Source organism: Micromonospora sp. NPDC050784, assembly GCF_044456765.1.
In the GTDB taxonomy this organism is placed as follows: Bacteria; Actinomycetota; Actinomycetes; order Mycobacteriales; family Micromonosporaceae; genus Micromonospora; species Micromonospora foliorum.
This window is the reverse complement of sequence record NZ_JBITGG010000028.1, coordinates 29,731-46,072: the sequence shown is the minus strand read 5'-3', so window position 1 is coordinate 46,072 and position 16,342 is coordinate 29,731. Positions and strand designations below refer to the sequence as shown.

Annotated in this window: 16 protein-coding genes; 7 read left to right on the top strand and 9 right to left on the bottom strand. The window is 70.7% G+C overall.

The annotated features are described in order from the left end of the window. Positions 1-29: 29 nt before the first annotated feature. The gene (locus tag ACIBD9_RS29230) at positions 30-752 is read left to right on the top strand and encodes a tetratricopeptide repeat protein (RefSeq protein WP_396722467.1); all 723 of its coding nucleotides are present in this window, start codon (positions 30-32) and stop codon (positions 750-752) included. 203 nt (positions 753-955) lie between these two features. Here ACIBD9_RS29230 and ACIBD9_RS29225 read toward each other — a convergent pair whose 3' ends face one another. The 3 genes from ACIBD9_RS29225 to ACIBD9_RS29215 are packed head-to-tail and all read right to left on the bottom strand — an operon-like array spanning position 956 to position 3,755. After that, a complete protein-coding gene (locus ACIBD9_RS29225) occupies positions 956-1,657 on the bottom strand; it encodes an NADPH-dependent F420 reductase (protein ID WP_396722465.1) in 702 nt (233 codons plus the stop codon). A gap of 27 nt (positions 1,658-1,684) precedes the next feature. Next, entirely contained in the window at positions 1,685-2,713 is a 1,029-nt protein-coding gene (locus tag ACIBD9_RS29220) for an LLM class flavin-dependent oxidoreductase (RefSeq protein ID WP_387176883.1), read from the bottom strand. Next, positions 2,706-3,755, bottom strand: a complete 1,050-nt coding sequence (locus tag ACIBD9_RS29215) for an LLM class flavin-dependent oxidoreductase (protein ID WP_396722463.1) — start codon at positions 3,753-3,755, stop codon at positions 2,706-2,708. Before ACIBD9_RS29215 ends, ACIBD9_RS29220 begins: the two co-directional genes overlap by 8 nt. 108 nt (positions 3,756-3,863) lie before the next feature. On the opposite strand from ACIBD9_RS29215, the gene ACIBD9_RS29210 reads away from it, so the two are divergent. From ACIBD9_RS29210 to ACIBD9_RS29195, 4 genes are all read left to right on the top strand, one after another. Further along, on the top strand, positions 3,864-4,355 hold the full coding sequence (locus ACIBD9_RS29210) for a MarR family winged helix-turn-helix transcriptional regulator (RefSeq protein ID WP_396722461.1): 492 nt from the start codon (positions 3,864-3,866) through the stop codon (positions 4,353-4,355). 249 nt (positions 4,356-4,604) lie between these two features. Next, the gene (locus tag ACIBD9_RS29205; RefSeq protein ID WP_396722521.1) at positions 4,605-6,485 is read left to right on the top strand and encodes an ABC transporter ATP-binding protein; all 1,881 of its coding nucleotides are present in this window, start codon (positions 4,605-4,607) and stop codon (positions 6,483-6,485) included. Between the two features lie 69 nt (positions 6,486-6,554). After that, complete coding sequence (locus tag ACIBD9_RS29200; protein ID WP_396722458.1) at positions 6,555-7,688, top strand: sensor histidine kinase; 1,134 nt, start codon at positions 6,555-6,557, stop codon at positions 7,686-7,688. Next, positions 7,685-8,347 (top strand): response regulator, encoded by a 663-nt coding sequence (locus ACIBD9_RS29195; protein ID WP_396722456.1) that lies wholly within the window; start codon positions 7,685-7,687, stop codon positions 8,345-8,347. Before ACIBD9_RS29200 ends, ACIBD9_RS29195 begins: the two co-directional genes overlap by 4 nt. Positions 8,348-8,446: 99 nt before the next feature. Here ACIBD9_RS29195 and ACIBD9_RS29190 read toward each other — a convergent pair whose 3' ends face one another. Continuing rightward, a complete protein-coding gene (locus ACIBD9_RS29190) occupies positions 8,447-8,881 on the bottom strand; it encodes a DUF6223 family protein (RefSeq protein WP_396722454.1) in 435 nt (144 codons plus the stop codon). 420 nt (positions 8,882-9,301) lie between these two features. Between ACIBD9_RS29190 and ACIBD9_RS29185 the strand changes: the two genes are divergently transcribed. Beyond that, positions 9,302-9,685, top strand: coding sequence for a hypothetical protein (locus tag ACIBD9_RS29185; RefSeq protein ID WP_396722453.1), 384 nt, complete (start codon positions 9,302-9,304; stop codon positions 9,683-9,685). Between the two features lie 11 nt (positions 9,686-9,696). Here ACIBD9_RS29185 and ACIBD9_RS29180 read toward each other — a convergent pair whose 3' ends face one another. Then, positions 9,697-10,188, bottom strand: coding sequence for a nitroreductase/quinone reductase family protein (locus ACIBD9_RS29180; RefSeq protein WP_396722451.1), 492 nt, complete (start codon positions 10,186-10,188; stop codon positions 9,697-9,699). A gap of 168 nt (positions 10,189-10,356) precedes the next feature. After that, complete coding sequence (locus ACIBD9_RS29175; protein ID WP_396722450.1) at positions 10,357-11,127, bottom strand: hypothetical protein; 771 nt, start codon at positions 11,125-11,127, stop codon at positions 10,357-10,359. Positions 11,128-11,467: 340 nt separating this feature from the next. Here ACIBD9_RS29175 and argS point away from each other — a divergent pair, with 340 nt between their 5' ends. Further along, a complete protein-coding gene (gene argS, locus ACIBD9_RS29170; RefSeq protein ID WP_396722448.1) occupies positions 11,468-13,186 on the top strand; it encodes an arginine--tRNA ligase in 1,719 nt (572 codons plus the stop codon). A gap of 21 nt (positions 13,187-13,207) precedes the next feature. Here argS and ACIBD9_RS29165 read toward each other — a convergent pair whose 3' ends face one another. The 3 genes from ACIBD9_RS29165 to ACIBD9_RS29155 all read right to left on the bottom strand — a co-directional run bounded on the left by ACIBD9_RS29165 (position 13,208) and on the right by ACIBD9_RS29155 (position 16,195). Continuing rightward, positions 13,208-13,549 (bottom strand): helix-turn-helix transcriptional regulator, encoded by a 342-nt coding sequence (locus ACIBD9_RS29165; RefSeq protein ID WP_030333934.1) that lies wholly within the window; start codon positions 13,547-13,549, stop codon positions 13,208-13,210. A 189-nt stretch (positions 13,550-13,738) separates the two neighbouring features. Continuing rightward, entirely contained in the window at positions 13,739-14,866 is a 1,128-nt protein-coding gene (locus ACIBD9_RS29160; protein WP_396722446.1) for an endo-1,4-beta-xylanase, read from the bottom strand. Between the two features lie 498 nt (positions 14,867-15,364). After that, on the bottom strand, positions 15,365-16,195 hold the full coding sequence (locus ACIBD9_RS29155) for a PIG-L family deacetylase (protein ID WP_238658190.1): 831 nt from the start codon (positions 16,193-16,195) through the stop codon (positions 15,365-15,367). Positions 16,196-16,342 lie beyond the last annotated feature (147 nt).

Sequence of the window (16,342 nt, the reverse complement as noted above, 5' to 3'; positions counted from 1 at the left end):
GTGCGGTGCCGGTGAGGGGGGAGAGGGCGATGACCTTCAGTGAGAACGTGCGTTCGGCCTTCCGCCGAGGCGAGACCGAGGCCGTGGTGCGGATGAGCGAGGCCGAGATTGAGCGGGCCCGGGCGGCCGGCGACCCGGCGGGCGAGGTGGAGGCCCGGTACAGCCTCGCCCGGGTCGCCATTCGCGGCGGGGACCTGCCGGGTGGAGAGGCCCGGGCCCGGGAGGCTCTCGCGGTGGCGCTGCGCTCCGGTGACCGGGCCCTGGAGGAACGACCGAGGCACGTGCTCGCCGGCGTGGCGCGAATGTCCGGCGACCTGGCCCGCGCCCGGGACCTGTATAGGGAGAGCATCGCGCTGAACGAGGCGCTCGGCCAACCCATGACGGTCAACTCCGAATATCACAACCTCGCGTTCTGCGAGCTGGGGCTGGGCAACCTTGACGTGGCGCGGACGCTGTTCGCCGAGAACCGCGAGCGGGTCTTCCGCAACGGCTGGGCCGACTTCGTGCCGTACGTCTGCGTCGCGGGCGCCGCGCTCGCGTCCGCCGAGCGTGACCATTCGCGTGCGGCGCGGATGATCGGTGTCGCGGATGCCGCGTTCGCGGCGCTCGGCCAGGTTCCGGACCCGGACGACGCGGCGGACCTCGCCCGGATGCGCGCCGCCGCGGTCGAGGCGCTCGGCCCGACCGACTTCGACGACGAGTACGCAGTGGGCCAGCTCCTCGAACCGCGGGCCGCGTTCGGCACCGACTGACCCGCCAACCCTGGTGGACCCCCGAGGTCTGGGGCATCCATGGGGGCATCGAGTGGTTCGAAGGCCAGGCTGCGGACCGAGCCATGGGCGACTCCACACCCGAGCCCGCAACGCCGCGCGGGTGTCGAAGACTTCGCCCGCCTGAACCAGTCTGATCCGAGAGCGGTCGAGGTGGGAACGCCCAGGCGGACCCGGGGCGACCCCTACGACGCCGATCGGGCAGCGGTGATGGTCCGCCCTCGCTCCGACTCCGGGAAGCGGTCGAGCATGGCGCGTACCTCGTCGGCGCTGACGTTGGCGCCGAACAACTCGCTGCCCGGTTCGAGCCGTACCCCCTCGGCCAGCCGGCCGGCGACGACCGGATCGAAGCCGAGTGCGTTTACCAGGGCCGCGACCTCGGTGAGGTCGGCGTTGTCGTCGCCGGCGATCGCGATGGCCTTGCGGCCGGTAGCCCCCGCCGGCCGGGCCTCGTCCTCCAGGTCGTGATAGCCCATGTGGTTGAACGCCTTCACGACGCGTGAGCCGGACAGGAACGCCTGGACGGTCTCGCTCGACGAGGTACGCGGGTTGGTGAGGTCGTCGCGGATGCCGTCGATCTCCCACCAGTAGTTCATGGCATCGACCACGAGCTTGCCGCGCAACGCCTCGGCGGGAACGCTGCGGTACTTGCCGAGGGGCAGGGCGAGGATGACGACGTCGGCGTCGGCCACCGCGTCGACCGCCGTGGTGGCCTCGGCCCCCGGTGCGAGGACCTCGACGGTGAGGGCGATCTTCGCCGGGTCGCCGGAGCCGGCCACCCGTACCCGGTAGCCGGCGGCGACGGCGAGCCGGGCGAGCACCGTGCCCACCTTGCCGGCCCCGAGGATGCCGAGGGTCGCGGGCCGGCTCCGGTCGTTGTCGTTCATGTCGTCCTCTCGCTTGGGAAGTGCTGATCAGGCCAGCAGTTCGCGGACCATGGGGATCACCTTCGAGCCGTAGAGCTCCACGGCGCGCATCCGGGCGCTGGCCGGTTGCGCTCCGGCCGAGTAGATGAGGTCGAACCGTCCGACGCCGAGGCTGCGGATCGCACGGGCCATCCGCCGGGCCACCGTCTCCGGTGAACCGATGTAGAGGGAGCCGTTCTCCACCTCGGAGTCGAACTCCTGACGGCGGATCGGGGGCCAACCCCGCAGTTTGCCGATCCGGTCCCGCATGACGCGGTAGTGCGGCCAGTAGATCTCCTTGGCCTGCTCGTCGGTGTCGGCGATGAAGCCCGGCGAGTGCATGCCGACCGGGTGCGCGGTGGTACCGAGCTGGTCGGCCGCCCGGCGGTACAGGTCGATGTACGGCGCGAAGCGTTCCGGGGCGCCGCCGATGATGGCGAGCATGAGTGGCAGCCCGTACTGGGCGGTGCGGACCACCGACTGCGGCGAGCCACCCACACCGACCCAGGTGTCCAGGTGACCCGATTCGGTCTTCGGGAACACGTCGGCGTTCTCCAGCGGGGCCCGCAGGGTGCCGCTCCAGGTGACCGGCTTCTCGTCCAGCAACTTGACGAACAGTTCGATCTTCTCTTCGAACAGCGTGTCGTAGTCGCGCAGGTCGTAACCAAAGAGCGGGAACGACTCGGTGAACGAGCCGCGACCGAGGATGACCTCGGCTCGGCCGTTCGACAGCGCGTCCACGGTGGCGAAGCGCTGGAACACCCGCACCGGGTCGTCCGAACTCAGCACGGTCACGCCGGAGGCCAACCGGATCCGCGACGTGCGGGTGGCGATTCCGGCCAGCACCGTCTCCGGTGTGGAGACCGAGTACTCCGGCCGGTGGTGCTCGCCCAGGGCGATGACGTCGACCCCGAGTTGGTCGGCGAGCACGGCCTCGTCGACGACCTGCCGGATCGCCGCCGCGTGGGAGACGAGCTTGCCGGCGTCGTCCTGCGGTACGTCGCCGAACGTGTCCAGGCCGAACAGCAGATCAGACATTGTTGGGCTCCTTCGCCAGCAGCTCCCGGACCCGCGGCGCGACCTCACTGCCCAGCAGTTGGATGGTGCGCGCGCGTGCCTCGCGGGGCAGGTGCATGATGTCGTACTTCAGGTCGAAGCGGCTCAGTCGCAGGTCGCGAGCGACCTTGGCGATCTTCTGCGCCACCGTCTCGGGTGAACCGACGAACAGCGCCCCGTGGTCGATTTCGGCCTCGTAGCGCGCGCGGTCCGGTTTGTAGAAGCCGCGTTCGGCGGCCAGGGCCGCCACGACCGGCTGCCAGTATCGCCACCACGTCTCCACCGCCTCCTCGTCGGTGTCTGCGACAAGGCCGAGTGAGTGCTGCCCGATTGGCTGCAGGGTATGCCCGAATTGTTCGAGCGCCCTGGTGTAGAGGTCGACGTGGCCGGCGAAGCGCTGGGGACGCCCGCCGATGATCGCGAGCATGAGCGGTAGTCCGTACCGGGCGGCGCGGATCACCGAGTTCGGGCTTCCCCCGACACCGATCCAGGTCGGAATGCCGGCGGGCTGCATCCGTGGGTGCAGGCGCTGCGCGGTCAGCGGGCTTCGTACCGTTCCGGACCAGGTGACCGGTTCGTCCTGCTGGAGCCGCAGGAAGAGGTCCAGCTTCTCCTCGAACAACCGCTCGTAGTCGGCCAGGTCGTAACCGAACAGCGGAAACGACTCGGTCGCCGACGCGCGGCCGAGGACAATCTGGGCGCGGCCGTCGGAGACGGCGTCGAGGGTGGAGAACTCGTGGTAGAGCCGTACCGGGTCGTTGGTGCTGAGCACGGTGACCGAGGTGCCGAGGCGAATTCGCTCGGTCGCCGTCGCGACCGCCGCCAGCAACACGGGCGTCGCCGAGTCGTTGTGACCCTCGCGGTAGTGCTCACCGACGCTGAACACGTCGATTCCGGCCGACTCGGCGAGCCGTGCCTCGTCCACCAGTAGCCGTACGGTCTCGGCGTCGCTCAGGACCCGGTCGCCGTCGGTGGCCACCTCCCCGAACGAGTTGAGCCCCAGCTCGAAGTCTGCAGCTGCCATCGTCTCCTCCTCGTGCAATCCGCCGGTGGCTCGCGGGAGCGGACCTACCGGTTGACGTGTCAATGATGCTAACTTGGCGATTGACACGTCAATTCCCGGGAGAGTGAGATGACGGAGGCCACACCCGGTCGGCGGGGCGGACGCCAACTCCCCACCGCCGACGAGCTGCGGATCTGGCGGGACTTCATCGAGACGACGGCAGCGCTGGGCTCCCGGCTCGAGTCCCGCCTACAGAGCGACTCCTCGCTCTCGACCGGGGACTACGCCGTGCTCCTCGCCCTCAGTGAGGCGGAGGGTCAGGCGATGCGGTCGTCCGAGCTTGCCGCGCACATCGGGTGGGAGCGGAGCCGGCTCTCCCACCACCTCGGGCGGATGGAGCGGCGCGGCCTCATCCGCCGCCAGGAGTGCCCGACGGTTCCCCGTGGGGCGGAGGTGCTGCTCACGACGGCCGGCGCCGAGGCGTTCGCGGGGGCCACCTTTCCGCACCTGCGCGCGATTCGCGAGCTGTTCGTCGACGCCCTCACGCCGGAGCAGATCGTCGCGGCGGGCGAGATCGCCACGGCGCTGAGAACGCGCCTCGACGTCCTGCGCGCGGAGTGACACGTCAGGACAGCCTCCCGGCGCTACCGCATCCATAACCGCGAGTGTTCGGGAGATTGCCGAGAGCTACGTCCGGGTGGTCCAATCCTCCAGAAAGCCGCCGCCCCGCCTGACCGGCGGGGATGGCGACGGCTGCGCCGCCCGGGAGGTATGCCCATGAGCGAGACCGTCACCGCAGAGGCCCACCGCGTCACGCCCGGCACGTCTCACCCTGGGCGCACGGAGTCGGTGCTGCCGGAACTGCGGGAGATGTGGTGGGAGACGGGCGTGCGGGCGCGCGCGGAGGCCGGCGTCTTCGCCGTCTTCGCGGAGCTGCCCAGGCTCGTCTGGACAGCCCTGGGCATCAGTTGGCGCGCGGACCGGCTCCGTACCGGTGTGGTGGGCGCGGCGACGGTCGGCGCGGGGGTGATGGCGGCCTTCGGCCTGTTGGCCACCCAACGGGTGTTGGTGGAGTTGTTCGCCGGCGGCCCCACCGCGGACAAGGTGCGGGCGGCGCTGCCCGCGCTGGCCGTGCTGGCGGCGACGGTCGCGCTCCGTGCGGGGATGGGCATCGCCACCGGGTACGCGCAGAACGGGTTGACGCCCCGGGTGAGCCGTGAGGTGGAGCGGGGCCTGTTCGAGGTGTCGACCGCGGTCCGGCTGGAGGCGTTCGACGCCGACGCGTTCGCCGATGACATGGAACGCGCCTCGCGAGGCACCGAGTCGACGATCGGGCTGGTGCAGGCGTCGATGAATCTGCTCGCCGGGCTCGCCGGGCTGCTCGCCGTGGCGGCTGCCGTGATCGTCATCCATCCGCTGCTGCTGCTGGCGCTGCTGGTCGCCACGGTGCCCAACGCGTGGGCGTCGTTGCGGGCCGGGCATCTGCGCTACCAGACGTACACCACCGGGTCGGTGCGCCGACGTCGACTGTGGCTGCTGCACAAGTTGATGGCCGAACGTGCCTCGGCCCCGGAGTTGCGCTCCTATGGACTGCGCCGGTTCCTGCTCGACCAGTACGACCGGGTGATGCAGGTGGAGACCGACATCCAGCTCGCCCTCGCTCGACGCGTCACCACGACCACCACGGTCGGGGCGATCGTCGGTGGCCTCGCCACCGGCACCGTCTACGCCCTGCTCGGGTTGCTGCTCCTGGACGGGCAGATCCCGCTCGCCGCGGCGGCGACCTGCGTCATCGCGGTGCAGTCCGCGCAACGATCCCTGGCCATCGCCACCTTCCAGGTCGACCACGTCTACACCGAGGGGCAGCACTTCGGCGACTACACCGGCTTCATGACCCGCGCCGACGCCTACCTACCGGACAACACCGGGCCGGTAGCCGCGGCCGACCCGGACCGGCTGCGGGAGTTGACCGTCAACGAGGTGAGCCTGCGCTACCCCGATCGGGACACCCCCGCCGTCGACGGCGTCACGCTGACGATCACCGCCGGGCAGACGGTGGCGTTCGTGGGGGAGAACGGCTCGGGCAAGACGACCCTCGCCGCGATGATCGCCAGCCTCCGCGCACCCACCGAGGGCAGTATCGAGTGGAACGGCCGCCCGTTGTCGGACTGGGACGTCGACGGGCTGCGGGCCCGGATCGCGGTGGTGACGCAGGAATACCACAAGTGGCCGTTCACCGCGGCCACGAACATCGCCATCGGCGACGTCGACAGCGAGGCCCGGCAGGATCGCATCGAGGCCGCCGCCGGCCGCGCCGTCGCCCACGACATGATCAATGAACTTCCGCACGGGTACGAGACGTTGCTCGACCGGACCTTCGCGCGCGGCCAGGACCTCTCCGGTGGGCAGTGGCAGCGCATCACCGCGGCCCGCGGGTTCCTCCGCGACGCCGAACTGCTGATCATGGATGAGCCGTCCTCCGCGCTCGACCCCCGCGCCGAGGACGCCCTGTTCCAGACCATTCGGGACCGCAGAGGTCGCCTCACCACCATCCTCATCACGCACCGGCTCGCCAACGTCCGGCACGCCGACCGGATCTTCGTCCTGCACCACGGCCGACTGGTCGAGGCCGGCACGCACGCCGACCTCGTCGCCGCCGGCGGCCGGTACGCCGAACTGTTCGCCCTCCAGGCAGCCGGCTACGACGCGAACCTGGCCGAGGGCCACCAGCGCACCCGGACCGCCCAGTGAGGACCGACGCCGCCAGCCTCGGCCGTCAGACCTTCTCCCGCTCACCCACGGGAGGCTAGGCTTCGGCGCATGTCAGGGTGGCGGGGCCGGACGGCGGACGTGGCCCTGGTGCCCGCCGTGGGTCTGGTCGCCGTCGTGGGCCTGGTGGTGCAGTCGCGCGGCATCGACACCGCCGCCGAATGGGCGGCGCTGCTGGCGGTGCTGCTCTCCACCGGCGCGCTGTACGTCCGCCGGCTCCACCCGGTGCCAGTGGGCGTCGTGGCGCTGGCCGCCATCGGCGCGTACGGGGCGTTGCTGCACCGGCCCGGTCCGATCATGTTGGTGTTCGTCGTGGCGCTCTACACAGTCGTCGACGAGGGACATCTCGCGGTCGCCATCGGGCTCGGTCTCGCCTCGGTGATCGCCTTCGCCGTGGCGGACAGCTACGACCGGTCCCCGAACACCATGAACGGGGCGACGCTGCTGCACGCCGGTTGGCTCGTCGCGGTCATCGTCGGCGTGACCCGCAACCGCCGCGCCTACCTCGCCGAGGCGCGGGCCCGAGCGGTCGTCGCCGAGCAGCGGATGGAGGAGGAGGCCCGGCGACGGGCCACCGAGGAGCGGCTGCGCATCGCCCGGGAGTTGCACGACGTGCTCGGCCACCACCTGTCGTTGATCAATGTGCAGGCCAGCGCCGCGTTGCACCGACCGGATCCGGTCCGGTCCGAGCAGGCCCTCACCGCGATCAAACAGACCAGCAAGGAGACGTTGAGTGAGTTGCGCGCGACGCTGGGCGCACTGCGGCAGGACCCGGCGATCGGGCCCGCACCCGGTCTGAACCGCCTGGGCGAGCTGGTCAGGACGGCCGCCCGGCCGGAGTTGGAGATCCGCACCGAGGTGGCCGAGACCCGGTCGCTGCCACCGGAGGTCGACCTGGCGGTGTACCGGATCGTCCAGGAGGCGCTCACCAACGTGGCACGGCACGCGAGCGCCACCGCCGCGGTGGTCCGGGTCCGGCCCGATCACGACGACGTGCTCGTCGAGGTCGAGGACGACGGCACTGGCCAGCCGGGTGCGCCGGGCAGCGGGATCCTCGGCATGCGCGAGCGGGCCCGGGCGCTCGGCGGCTCGCTGACCACGGGCTCGCAGCCGGACGGCGGCTTCCGGGTCCGCGCCCGTCTGCCGATGCGGCCCGGCCCCGCACCAGTGAGGGAGCAAATGTGATCCGGCTGCTGATCGTCGACGACCAGACCCTGGTCCGCGCCGGCTTCCGGTCCATCCTCGACGGTGAGGACGGCCTCGAGGTGGTCGGCGAGGCTGCCGACGGGGCCGAGGCGGTGCGGCTGGCCCGGCAACTGCGACCGGATGTCGTCCTGATGGACATCCGGATGCCCGGTCTCGACGGCCTCGCCGCCACCGGTGAGATCGTCGCGCACTCCGATGCGCGCGTCATCATCCTGACCACGTTCGACCTGGACGACTACGTCTACGGGGCGCTGCGGGCCGGTGCCAGCGGCTTCCTGGTCAAGGACACCGAGCCAGCGGAGCTGATCCACGGCGTGCGGGTGGTGGCCCGGGGTGACGCGCTGATCGCGCCGTCGATCACCCGACGGTTGATCGCCGAGTTCGCGGCCCGGGCCAAGCATCCCGACCCTGGGCCGCGACTGAGCGTGCTCACCGAGCGGGAGCGTGAGGTGCTGACGCTTGTCGCCGCCGGCCTCTCCAACGACGAGATCGCCGCGCGGTTGGTGCTGAGCCCGGCGACCGCCAAGACACACGTCAGCCGGATCATGACCAAGGCGCATGCCCGGGACCGAGCCCAGTTGGTGATCCTCGCCTACGAGTCCGGCCTGACGGTGCCTGGTTGGCTCGCTCGCTCCTGACCACCACCATCGGCTGATCGGCCGAAACGATCACCGGCGGTGCAGCCTCCGGCTGGAACGAGATCACCCAGGCCGACCCCATGCCGGGCCTGGTCAGGGTCAGCCCGCCAGGCGGCCGGTGCGCCGCGCGCGAACCAGGGCCAGCCCACCGAGTACCACGGCGGCCAGTCCAACCGCCAGCGCCACATAGGCCCCGCCTCGCCCGTTACCCGTGCCGATGCCACTGTCGGAGGTGGCCACCACCAGCCCGCCGAGCGCCATGCCGATCAGCCCCGTCGCCAGGGCCAAGACGGCCCCGAGGCTTCCCGAGCCGGTACCGAGGCGACTGGCGGGGCGGGCCAGGGCCAGCCCGCCGATGACGGCGCCGACCAGTCCCAGCAGGACGGCCGTACTGGCACCGAAACGCCCGGAGCTCATGGAGAGAGCAGTGGCGGCGGTCGGTTGGGCCGAGACGTGCGCGGCCGCCGGTGCGGCCAGCTCGATTCCTGCGAGCGGGGCGGCTACGGCGGTGGCAAGCAGGTGACGGACGGACATCATGGATCTCCTCGGTCGCAGGACGGGTACAGGCGGCAGCGTATGTAGCGGACTGCTCGTGAGTCGTCATGCCGGAGTTGCCAGTGGGCCTACCACCCGGGATGTACGCGCTCGGCACGTCGTACCGCCGCGGTTGTCTCCCCGGGGCTTGTTCGGGCCACCGTCCGGAACCCTGACTTCCGCACGCCCTGGCCGGCAATGCCCTCTGACCTGCGGTTTTGTCGGATCCGAACAGTAGCGTTCAAGGCCTGCGAGTGGTACGACTGACGTATCGGACCGGGTGGTGCAGGGGCAGGAGGAGGTGGCGTCCATGCGTCTCACGAGCACCGCGCCCCAGCCCTGGCCCTCGCAACTGGAGGCCACTGCGGTCCCGTCCGAGCACCGGATCGGGGCCGCGTCCCCGCGGCCGACGAGGTCGCAATGACAAGCCCGGAGAACACCGAGGAGAAGGCGGCCGCCTACGCCCGCGGTCTCGACGCGGGCCGGATCGAGCAGCGTCTACAGGGGCACGATGAGCACCTGCGAAAGATCAACGGATCGATCGACTCGATGACGCAGGCGCTCGGGTCTCTCACCGAGGAGCTTCGCGCCAACGCCACCCGGTTCAGCGCCAACGTGACCGCAGACCGCCGAGACGCCACCGAGCGGGACAAGATCGCGGCGGCGCGGGTGGAGGAGGCGGGCCTCGTCGCGTCCGAGCGGACGGTCCGGTGGACGGCCTGGCAGCGCTGGTTCGCCGTCGTCGGCGCGATCATCCTGGTCGTGAACTTCGGCCTGGGTCTCTATCTCGCGTTCGGCCGTTGACCTGGCGTTGGTTAGTCGCCATCCGATCTGGGCTCCAGCACCACCACTGCGGTCTCGGAGAGCCGCCGCGCCGCGTGGGCCTCGAAGTTCTTGTCGGCCTCGCGCCAGCGTGGCCACAGTCGCGACCGCTCGTCGTCGGTGGCGACGCGGCCGCGCACCAGCCGCCGCCCGTCGGCCAGCTCGACCGACGCATCCGGTTGTGCCTGGAGGTTGAGCCACCAGGCGGGGGCGCCCTCCCCCCACCCGTTCATCGCCACCCCGACCAGGTTCGGGCCATCCTCGAAGTACGCGATGATGACGCTGCGCTGCTGACCGGTGCGACGACCGGTCGTGGTCAGCCGCAACGTGCCCCAGCGGGTCTCGCGCGGTTGCCACAGCCCGACCCGGCTGCCGGTGACCCGGTACAGACCCCGGTGCACCGACCAGGCCAGACGGATGAACCACCGCGGTGGGAGCCACGGTGCCTTCGTTTCCTGACCATCCAACATGACGATCTCCTCCACCAACCAACGCTGATGGCCCGGGTGGCTGCGGCACGCGGTCGGGGCCGCCACTGTGGACCGAGATCCTCAAGTCTTCCGGCGGGAGCGCGACTCGCGTTCGGGTGTCCATGATCCGACCGAGGATCGAACCGATCGGTGGAAGGCCCGCGTCGGTGGCGGTCGGGCGAGCTACCGCTGCCAGGCGTCGATGACGCGTACGCCGTCCCGCACGACCCGGTCCAGGATGGCGGGGTTGCCGCTGGCACCCTCCCAGCCCTGGTCGTCGAAGACCGTCACCGTGCTGTCGACCCGGGCCACGGCGGTCTGGCTGGACGCGGTGCCGCCGGTGCGTTCGCCGTTCAGGCTGGTCTCCGGCCAGGTCCGGGTCAGCAGCAGCGCCTCGTCGCCCACGCCGGGCAGCGCCTGACTCTTGACGGTGACGCGGTATCCGGACTGGTCGTAGGAGGGGCACGCCCGCACGGCGGTGCGAAGACGGCCCAGGTAACCCGAGGCGCCGTCGCCGTCGAAGGTGAAGATGGTCTGGTGGATCATCCCCTGCGGCACGTTGCTGGAGGGCTCGCCGGCCTTCTGGTAGGTGACGGTCATCGCGGCGCTCGCGGTGACCTGCCGGCCGCCGGTGCCGAACTCGTTGGCACACAGCTTCGGCAGGGCCTCCTCGACGGGCGTCGTCCGTCGGGGAGACTTCCGCAGCTCGGCGGGCAACTCGACGAAGGCCGAGGTCGGGATGGTCACCGGGGTGCTCGCGCTCGGGGATGGTGGGTCGGTCGGGGGAGTCGACGCTGACGCCGACGCGGTGGCCGGTGCGGTGGTCGCCGGGGCCGAGCCGGGCGGATCCTCGCTGGTGGTGCAGGCAGCGGTCAGGGCGATGGTGCCGAGCAGCGGGAGCAGCGCGAGCGCGCGTCGCGTACGGGTCACCGGCAGTGGTGTGTGTCGGCTCATCATCACCCCTCGTCTGTCCTGGGACAGTTCCCTGCCTGGTGTCCAACGAAACGACCACGCCTCGGGCATCGGCCGGACCACCGGAATCGGGGTGTCGTCGCGTCGGCCGGTCGCTACGCTGTCCCGCATGACCAGCGTGATCGCTCAGTGCACCGGACTGTCGTGTGACGTCCAGGTCGGTGCGGGGCGACGCCGGCGATCCATCGCCCGCCCGCGCTGACCTGTTTCCTGCGACCGGCGGATCGAGCCGCCGGTCGTTCGCTGGTCGTCCTCGGTCCGCCCGTATCTCCCCGTCAACGGCTCGCGTGACAGCGCGGGTCCGAGCGAGATCGGCGTACTCATGGATCTTGAAAAGTTGTTGTCCGACCGGCTGGCGCCGGCGTTCGCGGCGGTGGCCGGCGGACCGGTTGACCCGCTCGTGCGGCGGTCCCCGCGTGCGGACTTCCAGTCCGACGCGGCGCTGGCGCTGGCCCGGCGGCTCGGCCGCCCGCCGCGCGACATCGCCGCCGCGGTGCTGGCGCACGCGGTGCTCGACGACCTCGGCGTGTCGGCGGAGGTCTCCGGGCCGGGTTTCCTCAACCTGACCGTTGCCGACCGGACCCTGGCCGATCTGGTCGCCGCACTGGCGGGGGACGCCCGGCTCGGCGTGCCGCCGACGGCGACGCCGCAGACCGTGGTGGTCGACTATTCGGCACCCAACGTGGCGAAGGAGACGCACGTCGGGCATCTCCGCTCCACAGTCATCGGCGACGCGGCGGTGCGGCTGCTGGACTGGCTCGGGCACCGCGTGGTGCGGGTCAACCACCTGGGTGACTGGGGGACGCCGTTCGGCATGCTGATCGAGCACCTGGTCGACCTCGGTGACGCCGAAGCCGGGCAGAACCTGTCGATGGGGGACCTGGACACGTTCTACCGGGCGGCCCGGGTCAAGTTCGACGCCGACGAGGCGTTCCGGGAACGCTCCCGGTTGCGGGTGGTCGCGTTGCAGGGCGGCGACGAGCGGACCCGGCGGTTGTGGCGGCTGTTGGTGACGCAGTCGGAGCGGTACTTCCTGACCGTGTACGACCTGCTCGACGTGACGTTGTCCGGGGACGACTTCCGGGGCGAGAGCGCCTACAACGACCTGCTCGCGGGCGTCGTCGACGACCTGGACCGGCTGGGGCTGCTGCTGCCCAGCGGTGGGGCCGACTGCGTCTTTCCGCCCGGGTTCACCGGCCGGGACGGCGAGCCGTTGCCGCTGATCGTGCGCAAGAGCGACGGTGGGTACGGCTACCCGGCCACCGACCTGGCCGCGCTGCGGCAGCGCGTCGGCGAGCTGGGCGCCACCCGGCTGTTGTACGTCGTGGGCCTACCGCAGCGGCAGCACTTCGCGATGGTGTTCGCCGTCGCCCGGGCGGCCGGTTGGCTTCGCCCGCCGGCCCAGGCGGAGCATCTGGGCTTCGGGTCCATCCTCGGTGCCGACGGGCGGATGTTGCGCAGCCGGACCGGCGAGTCGGTGAAGCTGGTCGGGCTCCTGGAGGAGGCGGTCGCCCGCGCCACCGACCTGGCCCGGAGCAGGAACCCGGACCTGGACGCCGGGACCGCCGACGAGATCGGCCGCGCGGTGGGCATCGGCGCGATCAAGTACGCCGACCTGTCCGTCGACCGGACCAAGGACTACGTCCTGGACTGGGAGCGGATGTTGGCGCTGGACGGCAACACCGCGCCCTACCTCCAGTACGCGTACGCCCGGATCCGGTCCGTGCTGAAGCGGGCCGGGAACGCCGCGCGGCCGGACGCGCCCATCGTGGTGGCGCAGCCGGCGGAGCGGGCGCTCGCGGTCGAGCTGCTCGGCTTCGCCGCGGTGGTCGGCGAGGTGGAGCGGAGTCTCGAGTTTCATCAGCTCGCCGGTTACCTGCACCGGCTCGCGACCGCGTTCAACGCGTTCTACGAGCGCTGCCCGGTGTTGCGTGCCCCGGACGAGCTGCGGGAGAGCCGGCTGCTGCTGGCCGAGCTGACGGCCCGGACCCTGCGGCAAGGGCTGCACCTGCTCGGCATCCGCACGCTGGAGCGGATGTGACGAGCCGGCCTCCCGGCCCGGTCAGCGGGCCCTCTTCGTCGCCCGCTTCCGGGGCGGCGTCAACAGGTCGGCGATCTGCGCGATCGCGGCGGGCACCAGGCGGTAGTACGCCCAGACCCCGCGCTTGTCGCGTTCGAGTAGGCCGGCCTCGGTGAGGATCCGAAGGTGATGACTCACGGTCGGCTGGGAGAGATTGAGCGCCGAGGTGAGGTCACTCACGGACGCCTCACCTTCCGGCGCGGACTGGATCAGGCTGAGCAACCGGAGGCGCGCCGGATCGGCGAAGGCCTTCAGCACCCCCGCTAGCCGCTCGGCATCGGCCCGCTTGATGGGATCGCCGGTGAGCGGCGAGATCGCAGGCATGGCAGTTTTCGCAGTTCCCACGCCTGCCATAGTGACACCAACACCATCAATAAACCGGCAGATCCGGCACCAGCCCTCCGATGGCGTCCGGTTGGCGCGATGGAACCACCGAACGTGAGTCGAACGCCGACGTCTGTGGTGGCACACGGGCCGTGTGGAGCTTCCCGAAGCTCCACACGGCCCTGAGCGTCAGCGGCGCGGTCTGGGTGCGATGCGGGGCAGGACGTACGGCGGCCCAGCGAAGATCAGGTCGGACTTCAACTCCTGGTACGCCCGCTTGGGCTGGTAGTTCTCGTCGTAGATGGTGGCCAGGCCCTCCGGCGGGTCGTCGAACCAGCCCGGCACCCACGAGTGGTTGTCACTGAAACCCCAGACGGTGTACGACAGGCAGCTCCGCACGGCGAGGCACGCCTTCATCAGCACACTGAAGTTGGCGGCCGACGCCTGTAGCCGGGGGTTGATCTCCTCCGCGTTGCCCGCCTGGACGCCCTCCGTCAGCTGGCTGCGGACGTCGACCTCGGTGAACGCGGTCGCGACGCCGAGCCCGGCGAACTTCTTCAGCGCGGCGGTCACCTGGAGGGTGTCGAAGTTGCCGTACTGGGTGCCCAGGTGGCCCTGGGAGCCGACGCCGTCGATCGGGACACCCTGGGCGCGCAGGCTCTTGGTCATGTCGTACACGAACTGGGTCTTGTCGTCCGCGGGGTTACCCGAGCCGAACGCCTCGATGTTGTAGTCGTTGTAGAACAGCAAGGCCTTGGGGTCGGCGGCCCGCGTCCAACGGAACGCGTCGGCGATGTAGCCGGGCCCGAGGTTCTGCGCCCAGAAGCCCTTGTAGTGCAGGGTCGACGGGGTGTCCCACGGGTCGCTGACCGCCTCGTTGACCACGTCCCACTGCCAGATCTTGCCCTTGTAGCGGTTGACGACGGTGGTGATGTGCTTGCGCAGCAGCTCGCGCAGCTCCTGCTTGCTGATGGAGCCGTCGGCGACGCCGTTGGTCAGCCAGGCGGGCAGCTGGTTGTGCCAGACCAGCACGTGGCCGCGCACGCTCTGCCGGTTGCGCTTGGCGAACTCGACGAACTGGTCGGCCGGGGCCCAGTTGTAGGTGCCGCGGGTCGGCTCCAGGCTCTCCCACTTCATCACGTTCTCGGCGGTGACCGAGGCGAACTCGGAGGAGGCCAACCTGCGGTACTCCGGATCGCTGGCGTCGTTGAGGGCATCCATGTTCACGGCGGTGCCGACGTGCAGGCCGTGGCGCAGGCCGAGGGTGGCGAGGCTCTGCGTCGTCGGGTCGTACGGCCGACTCGCGGTGGCCGGCACCGTGTTCAGCGTCGCGACGGTCGCGACGGCGACCAGGCCGACGGTCGACCACTGTCTTTACTTCATGTGCCTTCCCTTCCAGACGATCAATAGATAGAGGTCGATCTAGGAGGTGAGGGTCCGGTGTTGGCGGACGGAGACGCGGTTGGGGCGGATGGCACCGGAAGTTCCGGTTGGAAACCGGAAACCCGCTCGAAACGTTAAGCCGATCTATGTCTGGGCGTCAACGCCGAAAACTTCCGGAAATTCATCACATGACCTGCGTGGCACCGAGGGGCTGGCAGTCGAAAGTTTCGGCGGCAGGTAGTCGGCGACTGGCGACCGGTAGCCGGCGGTCGCGGCGCTGGCGCAGGGTGCGGCGGCACCGGCGTTTCGCGCGGTGCTGTCCTCGCGGCGGACGGGCAACCGGCCGGGTACGGCTGCCCGGTCCAGACCCGCGCACGACGCAGGCATCGTCGACGCGGTGGCCGACGATGCCTGGTGCCGCTGGGAGACCGATCAGCGCAGACCGGCGAAGAGGTCGTCCTCGGGGGTCGGCGCGCCGGTCCGGTCCCGGACCCGCAGGAAGGTCTCCACGCCCATCAGCTCGGTGAACCGCTCCTGACCCAGTTGCAGGAAGAAGATGTTCTCGGTCTGACTGGCGTGGGTGGCCAACGCCTCGAACTTCTGCGCGCCGTACTTGCTCGTGTCGACCCAGGTGGTGATCTCGTCGTCGGGGAGGCCGAGCTGCGGCCCCGGCTCCGTCGCCGCGTCCGGCTCGGCCCACTCGACGCCGAGCTCCTTCATGATTCGACCGAACTCGGCGAACGCCGTACGCGGCACCGTGGTCCAGTAGACCTTCGCCGGGACGTCCGTCTGCTCGACGGCGGCCATGGTGATCCGATGGGCCTGGATGTGGTCCGGGTGGCCGTAGAAACCGTTCTCGTCGTACGTGACGATCACGTCCGGCTGGTACTGCCGGATCAGCTCCGCGAGCCGGGCCGCCGCCTCCGCCACCGGCGTCGTCCAGAACGCGCCAGGCAGGTCGTTGGTCGGCCAGCCCATCATTCCGGAGTCGGCGTAGCCGAGGGTCTCCAGGTGGGTGACGTTCAGAGTCGCGCAGCTGGCCTCCAACTCGGCCTGGCGCATCGCCACCACGGCGGCGGGGTCGTGCCCCTCCTCGCCCGGCTTGACCCCACCCGGGCCGTCCCCACATCGCCCGTCGGTGCAGGTCACGAGCACGGTGGTGACCCCCTCGGCGGCGTAGCGGGCAAGGACACCGCCGGTGCTCGTCGCCTCGTCGTCGGGGTGGGCGTGCACCGCCATCAGGGTCAGAGGTCGCTCAGCCATGCCATCACCCTACGGTCATCCGACCACGGCCCCGCGACCTCTACCGGGAACATCTGCGGAAGCGGGGGGCCTACCCAGTTCGGCAGCCGCCGAACGGTCCTTGTCCGAATGGTGATCAGGTCGCCGACGGGTGGCTGGATGCGGGCG